Origin of the sequence: Rossellomorea sp. GAMAL-10_SWC (assembly GCF_049568075.1) — a bacterium.
Taxonomy (GTDB): domain Bacteria; phylum Bacillota; class Bacilli; order Bacillales; family Bacillaceae_G; genus Gottfriedia.
Genome location: NZ_CP144911.1, coordinates 843,161 through 860,334, shown reverse-complemented (window position 1 = coordinate 860,334; position 17,174 = coordinate 843,161). Strand labels below are relative to the sequence as shown.

The window sequence follows — 17,174 nt, the reverse complement described above, 5'->3', positions numbered from 1 at the left end:
TCACTTTTCATTAAGTATTTGTTTTATGTCCGAAGGGAATGGGATATCAATCGATAAATTTTCTTTCGTAAAAGGATGTGTAAATTGTACATTACTAGCGTGTAATCCTTGACGTTTCAGTAATTTTTGTTTCCCACCATACAATAGATCTCCAATTAATGGATGACCTAAAAAACTTAAATGAACTCGGATTTGATGTGTTCGACCAGTATCTAACTGACATTCTAATATCGTTATATTCAAATTTGATATATAGCTTATTTTTTTATAATGTGTAATTGCTTTATCGCCTTTTGGTGAAACCCTTCTTCTGGTAGGATGATGTCGATCCCTTCCAATCGCTTCATTTATTGTACCTTTAGGTAATTTTACATTCCCTTCAACAATAGCAGTATAGGTACGTTTTATTTTACGTTGACTTAACATCGAATCTAGAATTGAACTACTTAAAGCATGTTTAGCAAATACGACTCCACCGGTAGTGTCTTTATCGAGGCGGTGTATATGGCGTACTTTTGTTTTTAATCCATTTTCTTGAAAATGAAATGCTACCCCATTTGCTAATGTATTTAACTGTCCTTTTTCATTTGGATGTGTATCGACTCCATACGGTTTATTAACAATAAGTAAATGTTCATCTTCGTAGCAGACCTCAATAGATTGTTCTTGTGGAATTACACCATATTCCTCTTCTATGTACAATTGCATTTCAACTTGGTCACCACTCAAAAGGATTGTATTCCAAGGTTTAACTTCTCCGTTAATCCTACAACCTTTTGCCATCCTTAATTCATGTAGCAACTTCTTTGGAAACTGCCACACATTTTTTAAATATGACTCCACTGTTTGATTTTTATGCTCAACACCTATTATTACCCTAAACCATGGATTTTGTTGCTTTAACTCCATCTTTAATCACCACTTTCAATATGACTATTATATCAAAATATAATTAGTCAAAAAAGAAGCACCTGTTTAGGTGCTCCCAGACTGCCCGCCAAACGCTCGCTTTCTCCGTTGCTTCGCCTGTTGAGCGGTGCTCATTACCGTCTAGGGTAACTCCGCTCCTCACCAGGCTTCACGCCTCGAAAGACAAACGCTTGAAACTCAAGTTTTTAGTTAATGAATTAACATCCTTTGAAAGCATTCAGATAAACTTCTTCTAATTCTTTTACTAGAGGTAGTTTTGGATTTGCAGTAGTACATTGATCTTCGAAAGCACGATCAGCTAAATATGAAACTTTTTCTAAAAATTCTTTTTCAGAAACTCCTTGTGCTTCAATACTCATCTTTATGTTTAATTCCTTTGATAACTTAATAACTGCTGCAATTAAACTTTCAACGCCTTCTTCAGTAGTTGATGCTGGAAGTCCTAGGAAACGAGCAATTTCAGCATATCGTTCATCTGCAATGAAATGCTTATATTTAGGGAATGCTGTAAATTTAGTTGGTTTTTTTGCATTATATCTTATTACGTGCGGCATTAAGATCGCATTTGCTCTGCCATGAGGGATATGGAATTCCGCTCCAATTTTATGCGCTAAACTGTGGTTAATTCCTAAGAACGCATTTGCAAATGCCATACCTGCGATAGCTGATGCATTATGCATTTTTTCACGAGCTTCAAAATCGTTTCCATTTTCATATGCTTTAGGCAAGTATTTAAATACTAATTTTATAGCTTGTAAAGCTAATCCATCTGTATAATCATTTGCTAATACACTTACATAAGCCTCAATTGCATGTGTTAATACATCCATACCTGTATCCGCTGTAATGCTTTTAGGAACAGTTGATACGAATTGAGCGTCAATAATTGCAACATCAGGCGTTAATTCATAATCAGCTAAAGGATATTTAATATTATTAGCTTTATCAGTAATTACGGCAAAAGGTGTAACCTCAGAACCCGTACCAGAAGTAGTAGGTATTGCGACAAACTGAGCTTTACGACCTAATTTAGGGTATTTATAAGCTCTTTTTCGAATATCTAAGAATTTTTGTTTCGGTCCGTCTAAAGTAGTTTCCGGGTATTCAAAGAACATCCACATACCCTTGGCTGCGTCCATAGCTGATCCACCGCCAAAAGCGATAATTGTATCCGGTTCAAATGATAACATTCTATCTGCACCCTTCATTACAGTAACATCTGAAGGATCTGGTTCTACATCTGAAAAGATTTCAATCTGAATATTCTCTTGTCTTTTCTCCAAATAAAATTTAATTACGTCAACATAACCTAATTTAACCATTGCTTCGTCTGTTACAATAAATGCTTTTTTAATATTAGGCATTTTTTCTAGATATTGAGTTGAATATTTTTCAAAATAAATTTTCGGTGGCAGTTTGACCCATTGCATATTCATATTTCTTCTTCCTAATTTTTTAATATTTAATAGGTGAACAGTTGTTACGTTTGTTGATACAGAGTTTTTACCGTGTGAACCACAGCCTAATGTAAGCGAAGGAATAAATGCGTTATATAAATCCCCAATTCCACCATGTGCTGAAGGAGCATTTGCAATAACACGACAAGCTTTCATTCTTAGACCAAATTCTTTTTGAATTTCTTCATTATTACTATGAATAACTGCCGAATGGCCTAATCCTCCTAGCTCTAACATTTCTTCACAACGTTTAAACCCTTCTTCTTTTCCATTTACTTTAATTGCAGCTAAAACTGGACTTAGTTTTTCTCTAGTTAAAGGTTCATTTGCGCCAACGCTTTCGCATTCAACGATAAGAATTTTTGTATCTACTGGGACATTTACCCCAGCTAACGCTGCTATTTCATATGCAGATTTACCAACAATATCACCATTTACAGCACATGTTGCTTCATTTATAACAAGCTTTTCTAATTTCTTTTTATCTTGTTTTGTAGCAAAATAACAATTATTTGCTTTTAACTCTGCTTTCACTTCATCATAAATTTCTTTATCTACAATAACTGCTTGTTCAGATGCACAAATCATTCCATTATCAAATGTTTTTGATAGAATAAGATCATTTACTGCACACTTTATTTCTGCAGATTTCTCGATATAGCATGGTACATTACCAGGTCCAACCCCTAAAGCAGGTTTTCCAGTACTATAAGCCGATTTAACCATTCCAGCACCACCGGTTGCTAAAACAAGTGCTACTCCTTCATGATTCATTAAACATTTTGTTGCTTCAATTGAAGGGACTTCAATCCATTGTACGCAGTTTTCAGGTGCTCCAGCTTTTATTGCCGCATCACGAACGATTCTTGCTGCTTCTCTACTACATTTTTGTGCGGAAGGATGAAAAGCAAATATAATTGGGTTTCTTGTTTTAATCGCAATGATTGCTTTAAATAATGTTGTTGATGTCGGATTAGTAGTTGGAGTGACACCTGCGATTACCCCAACAGGTTCAGCAATTTCTGTTATGCCAGTTTGTTGATCTTCACTTATAATCCCAACTGTTTTATTATCTTTTATTGAATTCCATATATATTCTGTTGCAAAAATATTTTTAATTATTTTATCCTCATAGATTCCTCGCCCAGTTTCCTCAACTGCCATTTTAGCAAGTGGCATATGTTGATCCAAACCAGCTAAAACCATCGAATGTACAATTTCATTGATTTGTTCTTGATTAAAGTTTTCAAATTCTTTTAATGCTTTTTGTCCTTTTACGACTAAGTCATTCACCATTTCAGAAGCGTTACTAATTTCTTTTACAATTTTTTCTTGAACAGCCATTTGGCTCTCCTCCTCTGATGTTGGACATTAATTATCCAATTAGGATTCAAAACGTCCCATTTAATCAAATCACCTTGTGAAATACTTCACATTTCGTTTACAAATATAATATATATCGTTTTAATTGAAAATGCTATGTCTTTTTTGTGAAATATTTCACATTTATTTTAACTTTTTGTAGATTTTTGTTAATTCTTTTCTTTTTTCAAAAATTTCCGCATATGATAAAATTAGGAATAAGTTCTTGTAGAACTTTTTTCACCTGTTAGATTTTTCTAACAAAACTGGTAAAAAGGACGTGTAACCATGATTGCTCGAAGGAGCATTTGGCAACGGAAAGACTTATCCTACACTTAGCAGTTTTAATTTAGAGAACCAAAAGAACTCTAAAATAAAACTGAAGGTAGGCGAAACTATGGTTGACAGGCGATTATGTTATTTCTTCAATGATATATAGCTATGTAGTTAGAAAGCCAAAAAACTAACTACGAGCTCTATATGTACGTAGTTAGTTTATAAGCTGTACTTTTAACTACTAACTACGAAAAGAGGAAATAACAATGAGTAACAATCGTTTGGGTGAGACCTTAATGATTTTAATTGGTTCATTTATTTTAGCCACTACACTGTATCATTTTCATTATCAAAATAATTTAGCTGAAGGTGGATTTATTGGTATTGCTTTATTAGTAAAGAACGCACTAAATATATCACCTTCAATTACAACTTTGCTACTCGATATTCCAATTATCTTGATCGCTGGATTGTATTTAGGTAGAAAATTATTAATCAATACTACCATCGGAGCCATCTCGTTTTCTGTTTTTTATTCTATAATAGAAAAAACATCTTCTAATATTACATTTAACTTCGGAAATCATCTTTGGATACCCGCTATTTTAGGTGGAATTTTCGCTGGACTTGGTTTAGGGTTAATTCTAAGAAGTGGTGGTGCAACTGGTGGAGATGATTTAATAACAATCATAATGAGCAAAAAATCAAAAATATCGATTGGTAAAGTATATTTTATTTTTGACTCTATCATTCTTCTTTGTTCACTATCTTACCTATCATGGAATGAAGTAGGATATACAATTCTTTCTGTTGCAATCTGTGCGAAAGTAACAGAATTGGTCTATGAAAGTAAATTTCAAAAAAAATCTGTTACAATTAAAACTAATGAAAAAAGATTACATGCTTAATGCATGTAATCTTTTTTACGTTGTAAATTAGAGTTTCAAACCTTTTTTGATTCAGAAAAATCGGTGAGCTCATTTAGAACATTTTCGGCAGCTAAATCGTAAAGACAATCTTTAAAAAGTATTGCCAGTCTTCGATAATCATTATATTTATCTAATAGCTCGTCCACAGATGAGGCTTCACCTATGTTTGTTTTCTTTACTTCTTCTTGCTTTTTAGCAAACTTAATTGTAAATGTACCTAGTTTTTCAAACATTGAACCGTAGAATTCATCAAAGTTCGATACGCTTACTAATTCTTCTTCTTCAGCGTCTACTTGAAGACCATCAAATTCTCGTAAGAGTTCATAAATAATGCTACTGTACTCATCATTTAAATAAATACTTTTTTCGATCCTGTACCCGATCACTCGATAGAAATGACCATCGTTCTTTACAAATTGAACAGTATCATTTATTTTAAACTTAAAATACTTAAACATTGAATTTCACCCCTACCAATGTCTTTTATCATACTATTTACAAAACACTATAGATACTATACAGCCAAAACTTGACAAATTTAAAAATCTTGACTAAATTCACTACATTCTTGAAAATGATTTAGAACATTGGTAACCTATACGTACAATACCCACTTTATTAACAACTTTAAATCATAATTTAGGAGGTGTGCTCTTCCTTGTTAACCGAAAACGACAAACTTCTTCTAGATGATTTAACAAGTTTAATGATTCGAGTTCGAAAAAACTGGCAAAAAACTGATGAGGAAGTAAAAAACTCCTTAACTCCACCAAAATATTTGCTTTTATATTTAATATATAAAAATCAAAAACTTACTGCTTCTGAACTTGGAAGACAAATTGGACTATCTTCAGGTTCTATTACAACAGCTGTGAATAAATTGGTTAATAATCATTTAATTTCTCGAAAAAGAGATAGCCGTGATCGAAGAGTTACATGGCTTGAATTAACTGATGAAGGAAAACGTTTAATTGAAGAAAACTTCAATTTCCGTCAGGAATTGTGGCTAAATTTATTCGAAAATCTTTCACCTAGTGAAAGGGATCAATTTCGATTTTTATTAAACAAATTAATCTCAAACTAAAAAGGTTATCTCTTAGGAGATAACCTTTTTAGTTTGGAATATTATTTGCCAGTTTTTAATTCTGTCCAATACTTATCATATAATTCTGTTTGGTCCCCAACGTCCTTAATCCAGTTGGTTGCATCAGTTTGTTCTTTTGTTACATTAATAAACGGATTTTGTTTATACTCCGCCGAATGATATGGTCCTGATTTACTATTTGGATCCGCATAACCAATCGCCTCATAATTTTGTGCACTTACTTTTGGGTCATATAGATAATTAATAAACTTTTCAGCTAGATCTTTTTGTTTTGCATCTTTTGGTATTGCTAAAGTATCTGCCCATCTTGATGATCCTTCTTTTGGTACAACCCATTTTATATCTTTAAGCTCTTTTTGAATATATGCAGCATCTCCGGACCATACTTGACCAATCCATGCATCTTCTGTAATAAACTTTTGTTTCACCGTATCTGTGTCGAATGCTAATAAATTAGGTGTTAATGTTTTTAAATTGTTATAAGCTTTTAGCAATTCGTCTTCATTTGTTGAGCTATTTGAATAACCATTTTTAATTAATCCCATTCCAAATACTTCTCTATTGTCATCAAGTAAAGTTACATGACCTTTGTATTTTGGGTTCCATAAATCATCCCAGCTATTTATATCTTCTTTTACATATTTTGGATTATAAGCAATCCCCGTTAATCCCCCAGTATAAACAACAGAATAGTCACCTTTTGGATCAAACTCTTGATTTGTATATTCTGGTGAAATATTATTTAAATTTGGCATCTTACTTTTATCCAATTTAGCCAACATATTTTGATGAATCATTAGTTTAACCATATAATCTGAAGGCTGAATTACATCATAATTCGAACCACCAGCTTTTAGTTTTGCATACAACTCTTCATTACTTGCAAAAACTTGATAATTAATTTTAACATCATATTTCTTTTCAAATGATTCTAAAACCTTCTCGTCAAAATTATCTGCCCAGCTATAAATATTTAATTCTTTTTTTCCAACTGAACAGGCAGATAAAAGTAAACTTACTAAGCCTAAAGAAACCATTATTGTAGCAGTTTTTCTAAATATACTCATAATGCCTACTGACTACCTCCTTAAAATTTGGCACATAAACCAGTATGTCTTAATTGAATTCTAAAAACCAGAATATTCGTTTTTAAGTGGAACTAGAAAAAAGGTCACTAGAAGCACTTTTAAACGATATAGGATTTTTTCTCTGATTCTTCTTGATTATTAATACCTTTTGTACGATAAACTTCAGAAATTACCATTAAGAAAATAATTGTAACAATTAAAATCGTCGAAATTGCATTTATTTCAGGAGTTACACCTTTTTTAACCATTCCATAAATATAAATTGGCAATGTAGTTGAACTTGGTCCTGAAACAAAAAAGCTTATGACAAAATCATCAATACTTAATGTAAAACATAAAAGTGCTGAAGCTATAATTCCAGGCATTAGCGCTGGTAAAGTTACAAATCTAAATGTCTGCCATGGTGTAGCACCAAGATCACTTGCAGCATCTTCTAAATCAGATGACATTCCTGAAAGTCGTGCTGCTAAAAGAATAATGACATATGAAATACAAAAAGTGACATGGGCAATAATAATTGTGATACTACCTAATTCAATATGGAAATTAGTAAATAGTATTAGTAATGAAAGTCCCATTAAAATATCTGGAACGACAATTGGTAAGTAAACTAGCCCACTTATAAGATTTGAAAATTTATATTTATGCTTATGTAAGGCAAGTGCACAAATAGTACCAAGAATTGTTGAAAGGATTGTCGTTACAATGGCAATAAATAAACTATTCATAAAGGCATCAATAACTTGCGGGTTATGAAATAAATTTATGTACCAATCAAACGTAAATCCAGTCCAATGTGCATTAATCTTTGATTTATTAAATGAAAATAGGATTAATATCAAGATTGGTAAGTATAAACAAATCAAGATAATTGTTGAAAATCCAATAAGTATAGGTTTTTTCATTTATTTTTCACCTCTACTTTTATCAGCACCAATATTTTTTGTCGCTAAATAGTAAAGTCCTATTAAACCGATTGAAGTAATGACTAAGAATATTGAAAGTGCGGAACCAAATGGCCAGTTTCTTGCTGCTAAGAATTGATTTTGAATCACATTTCCGATTAAAGCAACTTTTGATCCACCCATTACATCAGAAACGACAAACATTCCAAATGAAGCAACAAAAACTAAAATACTACCTGCAAAAATCCCCTTCATCGTTAACGGAAGAGTTACATATATAAAGGTTTGAAGTGGAGTAGCCCCTAAATCATTAGCAGCGTCCAATTTTCGGTTATCCAATTGCTCAATGGCAACAAAGATCGGTAACACCATAAATGGTAGTAATGTATAGACCATTCCCATTATGACTGATGGTGTATTATAAAGTAGTTGTAAAGGTTCTTTAATAATCCCAAGCTGGATTAATAATGTGTTAATAATCCCTTTTGAACGAAGGATAACAATTAATGCATATGATCTCACTAAGAAATTTATCCAAAAGGGGATTGTGATTAATAATAGTAAAACCCTCTGCCATTTTTCATTTACAACTGTAGCCGTATATGCATAAGGATATCCAATCAAAAGAGTAATTATTGTAGTAACTAAAGCAATCCAAAAAGTTGTCCATAAAACTTTTAAATAAAGTGGGTCAAAAACTTTTATAATATTTTCTAGTGTAAATGTTTTTTCAATTTCACCGTACATTCCATTTTTCATAAATGCAAAACCAAAAATTAATAATAAAGGTACTAGAAAAAAAACTAATAGCCAGATAATCGTAGGTGCAATTATGTACTTTTCATTCCTCAATACATAATCACCTCATCTTCCGACTTCCAACTAATCTCAACTTTATCATTTCGATTAAAACTTGTTTGATCTGGCATTTGATACACAATAATCGTTTGTTCATGTTTTTGTAAATCAATAAAGATTTTATTTAGAGTCCCGACAAATTCTACATCTCTTATTATGCCTGAATAAGGATTATTCTCATTTGTAGCATGAGAAACTTTAATATTTTCTGGTCTAACTGCAATTTCTTTCACACCTTTATCAAAGAAATTATTTTCACCAATAAATGTAGCAACAAATTTGCTTGCTGGATTTTGATAAATTTCTTTCGGTGTGCCGATTTGTTCGATTTTCCCATTATTCATAACGACGATTCGATCACTCATGCTCATCGCTTCTTCTTGATCATGGGTTACATAAATAAAAGTAATTCCTAATTCGCGTTGAAGATTTTTCAGTTCCCTTTGTAAATCTTTACGAAGCTTAAAATCAAGTGCTCCTAGTGGTTCATCTAATAATAAGACTTTTGGATTGTTCACTATTGCACGAGCGATTGCAACCCTTTGCTGTTGTCCACCTGATAACTGACTAGGTTTACGATTTCTAAATTCAGTTAATTGGGTTAATCTCATCGCTTCGTCAGCACGGACCTTTTGCTCTTCTAACGAAATACCTTTCATTTTTAATCCAAATTGAATATTTCTTTCAACATTCATATGAGGAAATAATGCATAGTGTTGGAATACTAAGTTCATATCCCTTTTATATGGAGGTAAACTATTAATTGCTTCCCCATTTAGTTTGATCACACCTGACGATGGTTCTTCAAAACCAGCAATCATTCTTAATAGTGTCGTTTTCCCACAACCACTTGGTCCTAAGATTGTTAAGAATTCTCCAGAATAAATTTCTAGTGAAAGTGGAGAAATCACATTATTTTCACTAAAATTTTTCTCGACCTGTTCAATTTCAATTATATTTTTCATTTTCGCGTCCCATCTATATTAATATTTTTATAATTATGTAAAAATGTATAAATTATTTTCAACATATAAAAAGCCCCTTTTGTCAAGGAGCTAAGAAACTAAGTTACAATTAACCTTTATTTTAACAATTTACGAATAAACCGTAAAGCGTTTTTTGTTGTATGATATCTAATTTTCAAGTCAATTTTAGTAGTTTGTAAAAGGACACTTTTATCATGTGTAAAAGCAGCAAAACTGTACTCTCCATGATAATTTCCTGAACCACTTTCTCCTACCCCACCAAAAGGTAAATTCGGATTCGCCATATGATAAAGCGTATCGTTTACACATCCACCACCAAAAGGAACTCTCTCAATTACTTTATTAGCGATCTGTTTACTTTCTGTAAAGACGTATAGTGCTAATGGCTTAGGGTGTTGATTAATTTCATTGATTACTTCATCTATATTTTCATAGGTAAGAATTGGTAAAATTGGACCGAATATTTCTTCAGACATAATTGGGGAATCCCAAGATAAATCAGAAATTAAAGTTGGTTCGATTTTATGAGTTGATTGATCAAATTCCCCACCATGTAGGATTTCACCATTATTCAAAAATCCAACTAAGCGGTTAAAATGGCGATTACTGATGATCTTTGTATAATCATTATTTAACAAAGGCTTATCACTATAAAACTGAACAATTTCATTCTTTAATGCATCAATAAAATCCTTTTTTACTGATTTGTGGATATAAATATAATCTGGAGCAATACAAGTCTGTCCTGCATTTGTAAATTTTCCCCAAACAATTCTTTTCGCAGCAAGTTGGATTTTCGAATCGTTGTGTACAATTGTTGGGCTTTTCCCACCTAATTCAAGTATTAATGGCGTTAAATTTTTACTTGCTGCTTCCATCACAATTTTTCCAACTTGAACACTGCCAGTAAAAAAGATGAAATCAAACTTTTGTTGTAATAATATCGTGCTTTCTTCGATTCCACCATCAACTACCGCAATATATTCTTTATCAAAATTCTCATTAATAATTTTATTAATAATGATTGATGTATTAGGCGTTAATTCTGATGGTTTAATAATAGCAGTATTTCCACCAATTATTGCACCAATCAATGGAGCCATCGTTAATTGAAAAGGATAATTCCAAGGCGAAATAATTAATGTTACTCCATACGGTTCTCTGTATATATATCCTTTTGTACCGATATGCGTTATCGGAGTTTTTACTTTTTTAGGCTTCATCCATCTTTTAATATGTTTGATTGCTTCCGATATTTCTTTTAATGTAAATCCAATTTCAGTCATATAGGCTTCAAAATCTGACTTATTTAAATCCTTTTTTAAGGCAATTTTTATTTCTTCCTCGTTCTCTACTATTGATTTATATAATTTTTCTAATTGTTCAATTCTAAAATTTGAAGTTTTAGTTGAACCAGTCTGAAAAAATGCTTTTTGCCTAGTTACTAATTGTGTTATTTCAGATGCTTTATATGTACTTTCCAAAATTATCACATCCTTTTTAAGTCCAATAGTTTAAACATATAAGCTAATGCTAATTTAAAATCTCACATAAAGTCAATATTTCTGTGAATACTATTATTAATAATAACTAGTGTAGGAATCGAAATATTAACTTTGTTAAGAGATTGTAAAGATATTGTAAATTTGTAAATTAATTAAACGTTTTTAATTGATTAATTTCAAAAACCAATTATTATTATTAACGTGGCCTTTACTTTTTTCGACATTTTTACATAGTTTCTGACATTTTAAAATTAACTGACAAATGTGAAGGTGATAATAAATTATATGTTTTAGTTGGAGGAATCATAATGTTTTTTGGACAAAAAAAGGATGTATTCTTTGAAAAGCTTTTAGGTATTGCTGAGAACTTGCACGTATCATCAAAGTATTACGTTGATTTTAAAATAAAAAATGCAAGCGACTTAAAGAAGTTTCAAGAAGAAATGAAAGAATATGAAACAAAAGGTGATAAGTTTATTCACTCTTTAATCGTTGAATTAAACAAAACTTTTATTACTCCAATTGAGAGAGAAGATATTTTACAACTTGCAATGAAAATGGATGATGTTTTAGATGGATTTGAACATTGTTCAGCACGATTTGAAATGTATTCAATCACTTCTGCTGATGAATATATGGTTAAATTCGTTGATATTCTTCAAAAAGCTGTTGAAGAAATTTTACTTGCAGTTAAATTACTTTCAAATAAAAAATTATTAGAAATCCGTGTTCATGCAATTAAAATTAAGGATTACGAGTCTCAGTGTGATGAACTATTACGTACATCAATTAAACAATTGTTTATGAATGAAAAAGATCCAATTAAAATTATTCAGTATAAAGAAATCTACGAAAATCTAGAATCTGTAGCTGATAGTGCGCAGGATGTAGCAAACACACTTGAGCAAATTATCATGCGAAATGCGTAAGGAGTCATAAAATGGAGCATTTATTTTTACTTACGATTTTAATCGTGATTTTTGCATTTTTGTTTGATTTTATTAATGGATTCCATGATACTGCAAATGCAATTGCAACGTCAGTTTCAACAAAAGCATTGAAACCACGTACAGCTATTTTATTAGCCGCAATAATGAATTTCATTGGTGCGATTACATTTACAGGTGTTGCAAAAACGATTACAACTGGTATCGTTGATCCGATTACGATTGAAGGTTCAAATGGACTAGTTGTTGTTATTGCAGCTTTATTAGGCGGTATATTTTGGAACTTATTAACTTGGTATTTTGGAATCCCAAGTAGTTCTTCTCATGCAATCATTGGTGCAATAGCTGGTGCAGCTGTCTCTGCAAAAGGAATTGACGTTTTAGAGGCAGACGGTTTTATTAAAATTATCGAAGCTTTATTAATTTCTCCTGTTATTGCAATTACGCTTGGTTTTATTGTTATGACAATTTTAGCAGCTATTTTCCGTCGTTCTAACCTATCTAAAACTAATAAAGGCTTTAGATTAGTCCAAATTTTCACTGCTTCGTTACAGTCATTTACTCACGGTACAAATGATGCACAAAAAGCAATGGGAATTATCATGATCGCTTTAATTGCCGCTAAAATTGAACCAGCAGGTGCAGATGTTCCTTTATGGGTACGTATCGGTTGTGCTATGGCAATGGCAATTGGTACATCAGTTGGTGGATGGAAAATTATTAAAACTGTTGGTGGAAAAATCATGAAAATCCGCCCGATTAATGGTGCAGCAGCAGACTTATCATCAGCAGCTATTATTTTCACATTTACTGCTTTACATTTACCAGTAAGTACAACTCACGTAATTTCTTCTTCTATTATGGGGGTAGGTTCTGCTCAACGTGTTAAAGATGTAAACTGGGGTACTGCAAAACGTATGGTAATAACATGGATTATTACAATTCCAATTTCAGCAACAGTGGCTGCAATTTTCTATCAAATTTTAAAACTAATCTTACTTTAATGAAAAAAAGGCGAAACGTAAAAATTACGATTCGCCTTTTTAATTTACATATATTCTCTTTTTCTTTTTGGCTTTGTAATAAAATAAATTAACACCAACAGTAAAATTACCGAGCCTGCAATAATAAATGTATTCATAGAAAGGATGGTCGGTCGGTCATATGATTTAGCAGCTAATAACGCAGTACTGATAAGTTCTTCGTTATTCGTCCATACTTCAACTGTACCAAGTTTTTGATTTTTAGAAATTCCATTTTCCTTGTATGACTTAGCTATTGCATTTAAAGGTTTTATTTTAATATCGTAATTTACATTCGAGCCTAGTGCAGTCAAAAAGGATAAATCGTTTGGTATTTTTGTTTGAATTAGATTATTTCTAATTTTTAATTCTCTCTGCCAATCACCTTGTTTTATAAGCGTTTTTTTATGGATTCTTGAAAATGCATAGGAATCTAATAACTTAATATCTTGTAGATATTGCGGTTTTGATGATCGCAATAAAATATTAATAATCATTTGCCCGTCTTTTTTATCTATTTCAATTAAAGTATTTCTAGCAGAATCAGTATATCCAGTTTTCCCTGCATAAAAGTAAGGATTTTTAAACATTTTTCCACGATTAAAAATATATACGTTCTTTTGCTTAGATGTACTAATACGTGCATCCTTTGTCCCCATTGCTTTAATAATTAATGGGTATTTTAAAGCTTCTTTTGTAATTAAAGCTAAATCATGTGCGGTTGTATAATGATTTACATTGTGAAGACCATTTGGATTCATGAAATTTGTATGATTTGCGCCAATCTTTTTAGCTTTTTCATTCATCATTTTTACAAAGTTGTCCATATTTCCACCAACTCGCTCACCAATAGCATATGCTAAATCATTGGCACTTAATATCATCATTGTTTTTAATGCTGTATTTCGATCCAAAACCTCTCCTTCAGTAAAAAGAATTTGGGAATTACTTTTTTCTTCTTGGATACTTCTTTTTGTCATATGAATTTTATCATTCTCTTTTAAATGATCCATCATAACCATTGCGGTCATTATTTTAGTTGTGCTAGCTGGGAAATCAACTTTATTTGCGTTCTTACTATAAATAACTTCCCCACTATCAGCCAATATTGAAATTGCTTTATCACTAAATAGGTTTATTTCATCTGCGTGTACAGTTTTTTGAATAAAGAGGCTACTAATTAAGCTTATACTAAGACATAATTTCATAATATTATTAAAAGTAGATTTCATGAACACTAAATCTCCTTTGAACTTTTTTCATTTAGTTATTTCGTACAGGTTACATAACTCAAATTTAAATAACACGACTAGGTATAAAAGGCGTGGTTTGAAAAAACAATAATGCACCTATTATAACCTTTTCATACAAATGTCTCAACTTACTTAAATTAGTAGTATTGTTCACGAATATATCGGTTATTTCCCGGAAAATCGACATATCTAATCCTTTAATTTATCAATATATTTTAATCCCTCCCTTTTGCTTAAAGGTGATAAATTAGTTTGTTTAATAAATAATTCAACCTCTTTAGGATTGATATACGAATACTCTCTCAATGCCCAACCTATTGCTTTTTGAATGAAAAATTCTTTGCTTTCTTTGAGTAGACGACAATAATGAAATAAACGTTCCTGATCCGTTTTCTCCTTAAACTTCATTTGAAATAATAACGCTACTCTATTCAGCCACATATTATCGGAAGAAATCCACCTATTAGCGTACTCATCAATCAGTTCTGGATAGATTAAAAAATGATAACTAATTAATCGTCCAGCAAGCGTATCAACGGTATCCCACCAAGACTTTTCGACTACTAGTTGTTCATATAATTTAATCCGTCCGAGCTCTGCTTTTTTATACTGGCGATCTAAACATGTTAATGCAATATATTGAAATTCTCTTTCTTCTAAGCTCCAAATATCGATGATTGATTCTAAATTTGGTGGTTCACCATTACTCATTCGAAACTGTCTAAACAGTGCATTTCGTTCTGGTGCTTTAATTCCTAAAAATGTAAATCTATTTTTCATATAAGCTTCCATTGCTGGCCGATTTTTATTATTTATATGTTCTTTAAAAAATCTCATTAACTCTGTTGAATAGTTGTCCATTCTACACTCCCTACTGATTATTAAATATCATCTGTAAAAATTTACTCAGCATAGCAATTTATTAAATGCAATTTAAATCTTTTCTTCTATTATAAATGAGCATAAAGTTTAATGAAAAGTGTATAAAGCAAAATTGTGTAAATTTTCCGAAGATTGGTTTATGATAGATAAGTCAATAAGAAAGGAGGATATTATGCAACCAGCAGTTAATACAAAGGTTATTAATCAGTCAACAATGTATCAAATTTTATTTGCAATCAGTTTAGGCCATTTATTAAATGATTCTATGCAAGCAGTTGTACCAGCCATATTTCCAATTTTAGAAAAGACAATGAATTTAACTTATACAGAAATTGGATTCATAGCCTTTGCGCTAAATATGACTTCCTCTGTAATGCAACCCGTTTTTGGGATATTTTCCGATCGAAAGCCTTCACCATTTCTCCTACCAATTGGAATGGCATCCAGTTTATTAGGAATGCTTTGCTTAGCATTTGCACCTAATTTATTTATTGTATTATTATCGGTTCTATTAATTGGTATAGGTTCTGCCATCTTCCACCCAGAAGGCTCAAAAGTAGCCTTTTTAGCGTCTGGATCAAAAAGAGGACTCTCACAAGCTATCTACCAGGTAGGCGGAAATACAGGGAACTCACTTGCACCAATCTTTACGGCGCTAATTTTCGTACCACTAGGACAAAAAGGTGCTGCATGGTTTACAATCTTAGCTGCTATAGGAATTTGTGTATTAATTTACGTATCCACATGGTATCGAAATAAACTGAAAGAAAATCCGTTTAAATTAAAAAGTAAAGGCCAGCCTTCAGGTGAACCTATCAAAATTACATCAGCTGTAAAATTTGCTATTATACTGCTAGTATTTATTACATTTGCACGTTCCTGGTACTCAGCAGGCATCGGTAATTATTATCAGTTTTACTTAATTAAAAGTTATGGTTTATCGATTAAAAGCACACAGTTATATTTATTTATCTTTATGATTGCAGGCGTAATTGGTACTTTCATAGGTGGAACGCTAGCTGATCGTTTCGGAAAAAGGAATATGATTTTATTCTCATTAGTTGGTACGTTTCCATTAGCCTTATTATTACCTCATATCTCTTTGCTAGCGGTTATACCAATATTGTTTTTAATTGGGATCATTAGTTCAAGTTCCTTTAGTGTAATTGTTGTTTACGCTCAAGAACTCGTTCCTGGAAAAGTTGGTTTAGTAAGTGGATTAATAGTTGGTTTAGCATTTGGAATGGGTGCTTTAGGAGCAGTATTGTTAGGTGTAATTGCCGATGCAACTAGCCTTAATTTCGTAATGAATTTATGTAGCTTCCTACCGCTATTAGGTTTAGTAGCTTTTATGCTGCCAAATGATCGAAAAAAATCAGCATAAGTAGAATGTATTTTCAAAAAGCTCTATTAAATTAAATTTACAACACAAAAAGGCTGTCAATATGACGGCCTTTTGTTTGTAGACAATATACAAAAACTTAAGTTTTCAGAATGATAAACAAGTAATAATTTCATTCTTTTTTTATACAACATTTACATTTTATTTCATTTAGGTCCAATGCCACCACTATGGATACTCTCGACTTAACTTGGGATTGCTCCATTAAATCTGCTATGCATTACGAGAAAAATCCCCTTTTTAATCAGGAAGGATTTTATTTACCTC

At 31.7% G+C, this 17,174-nt stretch carries 14 protein-coding genes and 2 pseudogenes; 5 read left to right on the top strand and 11 right to left on the bottom strand.

Annotated features, from left to right (window positions below; genetic code table 11):
* Positions 1-909, bottom strand: coding sequence for an RluA family pseudouridine synthase (locus tag V5E38_RS04080; RefSeq protein WP_499212324.1), 909 nt, complete (start codon positions 907-909; stop codon positions 1-3).
* A gap of 218 nt (positions 910-1,127) precedes the next feature.
* Positions 1,128-3,731: a bifunctional acetaldehyde-CoA/alcohol dehydrogenase gene (gene adhE / locus V5E38_RS04075; RefSeq protein WP_499212323.1), complete on the bottom strand. Its 2,604-nt coding sequence runs from the start codon at positions 3,729-3,731 to the stop codon at positions 1,128-1,130.
* Positions 3,732-4,321: 590 nt separating this feature from the next.
* Here adhE and V5E38_RS04070 point away from each other — a divergent pair.
* Positions 4,322-4,933 (top strand): YitT family protein, encoded by a 612-nt coding sequence (locus V5E38_RS04070; RefSeq protein ID WP_499213508.1) that lies wholly within the window; start codon positions 4,322-4,324, stop codon positions 4,931-4,933.
* Between the two features lie 35 nt (positions 4,934-4,968).
* Here the strand turns inward: V5E38_RS04070 and V5E38_RS04065 are convergent.
* Together V5E38_RS04065 and V5E38_RS04060 are read right to left on the bottom strand one after the other, a co-directional pair.
* Positions 4,969-5,097, bottom strand: a pseudogene (locus V5E38_RS04065) (YodN-related protein); the annotation flags it as partial.
* A gap of 116 nt (positions 5,098-5,213) precedes the next feature.
* Positions 5,214-5,412, bottom strand: a pseudogene (locus tag V5E38_RS04060) (YodN-related protein); the annotation flags it as partial.
* A 200-nt stretch (positions 5,413-5,612) separates the two neighbouring features.
* Here V5E38_RS04060 and V5E38_RS04055 point away from each other — a divergent pair.
* Positions 5,613-6,038: a MarR family winged helix-turn-helix transcriptional regulator gene (locus V5E38_RS04055; RefSeq protein WP_097975809.1), complete on the top strand. Its 426-nt coding sequence runs from the start codon at positions 5,613-5,615 to the stop codon at positions 6,036-6,038.
* 41 nt (positions 6,039-6,079) lie between these two features.
* Here V5E38_RS04055 and V5E38_RS04050 read toward each other — a convergent pair whose 3' ends face one another.
* The 5 genes from V5E38_RS04050 to V5E38_RS04030 all read right to left on the bottom strand — a co-directional run bounded on the left by V5E38_RS04050 (position 6,080) and on the right by V5E38_RS04030 (position 11,380).
* Positions 6,080-7,126 carry a polyamine ABC transporter substrate-binding protein gene (locus V5E38_RS04050; RefSeq protein WP_499212322.1) on the bottom strand — a complete coding sequence of 349 codons (1,047 nt, stop codon included), beginning with the start codon at positions 7,124-7,126 and terminating at the stop codon, positions 6,080-6,082.
* A gap of 119 nt (positions 7,127-7,245) precedes the next feature.
* Positions 7,246-8,052 (bottom strand): ABC transporter permease, encoded by an 807-nt coding sequence (locus V5E38_RS04045; protein ID WP_499212321.1) that lies wholly within the window; start codon positions 8,050-8,052, stop codon positions 7,246-7,248.
* Complete coding sequence (locus tag V5E38_RS04040; protein ID WP_499212320.1) at positions 8,053-8,904, bottom strand: ABC transporter permease; 852 nt, start codon at positions 8,902-8,904, stop codon at positions 8,053-8,055.
* Complete coding sequence (locus V5E38_RS04035; RefSeq protein ID WP_499212319.1) at positions 8,901-9,875, bottom strand: ABC transporter ATP-binding protein; 975 nt, start codon at positions 9,873-9,875, stop codon at positions 8,901-8,903. The genes V5E38_RS04040 and V5E38_RS04035 overlap by 4 nt, the downstream gene beginning before the upstream one ends.
* Before the next feature lie 116 nt (positions 9,876-9,991).
* Positions 9,992-11,380, bottom strand: coding sequence for an aldehyde dehydrogenase (locus V5E38_RS04030; protein WP_499212318.1), 1,389 nt, complete (start codon positions 11,378-11,380; stop codon positions 9,992-9,994).
* Positions 11,381-11,709: 329 nt separating this feature from the next.
* Here V5E38_RS04030 and V5E38_RS04025 point away from each other — a divergent pair, with 329 nt between their 5' ends.
* Positions 11,710-12,330: a DUF47 domain-containing protein gene (locus V5E38_RS04025; RefSeq protein ID WP_097975815.1), complete on the top strand. Its 621-nt coding sequence runs from the start codon at positions 11,710-11,712 to the stop codon at positions 12,328-12,330.
* An 11-nt stretch (positions 12,331-12,341) separates the two neighbouring features.
* Positions 12,342-13,352 (top strand): inorganic phosphate transporter, encoded by a 1,011-nt coding sequence (locus tag V5E38_RS04020; protein WP_097975817.1) that lies wholly within the window; start codon positions 12,342-12,344, stop codon positions 13,350-13,352.
* 44 nt (positions 13,353-13,396) lie between these two features.
* Here V5E38_RS04020 and V5E38_RS04015 read toward each other — a convergent pair whose 3' ends face one another.
* Positions 13,397-14,602 carry a D-alanyl-D-alanine carboxypeptidase family protein gene (locus V5E38_RS04015; RefSeq protein WP_499212317.1) on the bottom strand — a complete coding sequence of 402 codons (1,206 nt, stop codon included), beginning with the start codon at positions 14,600-14,602 and terminating at the stop codon, positions 13,397-13,399.
* Between the two features lie 210 nt (positions 14,603-14,812).
* Entirely contained in the window at positions 14,813-15,484 is a 672-nt protein-coding gene (locus V5E38_RS04010; RefSeq protein ID WP_499212316.1) for a DNA alkylation repair protein, read from the bottom strand.
* Between the two features lie 193 nt (positions 15,485-15,677).
* On the opposite strand from V5E38_RS04010, the gene V5E38_RS04005 reads away from it, so the two are divergent.
* Positions 15,678-16,889, top strand: coding sequence for an MFS transporter (locus V5E38_RS04005; protein ID WP_499212315.1), 1,212 nt, complete (start codon positions 15,678-15,680; stop codon positions 16,887-16,889).
* The last annotated feature ends 285 nt before the right edge of the window (positions 16,890-17,174 follow it).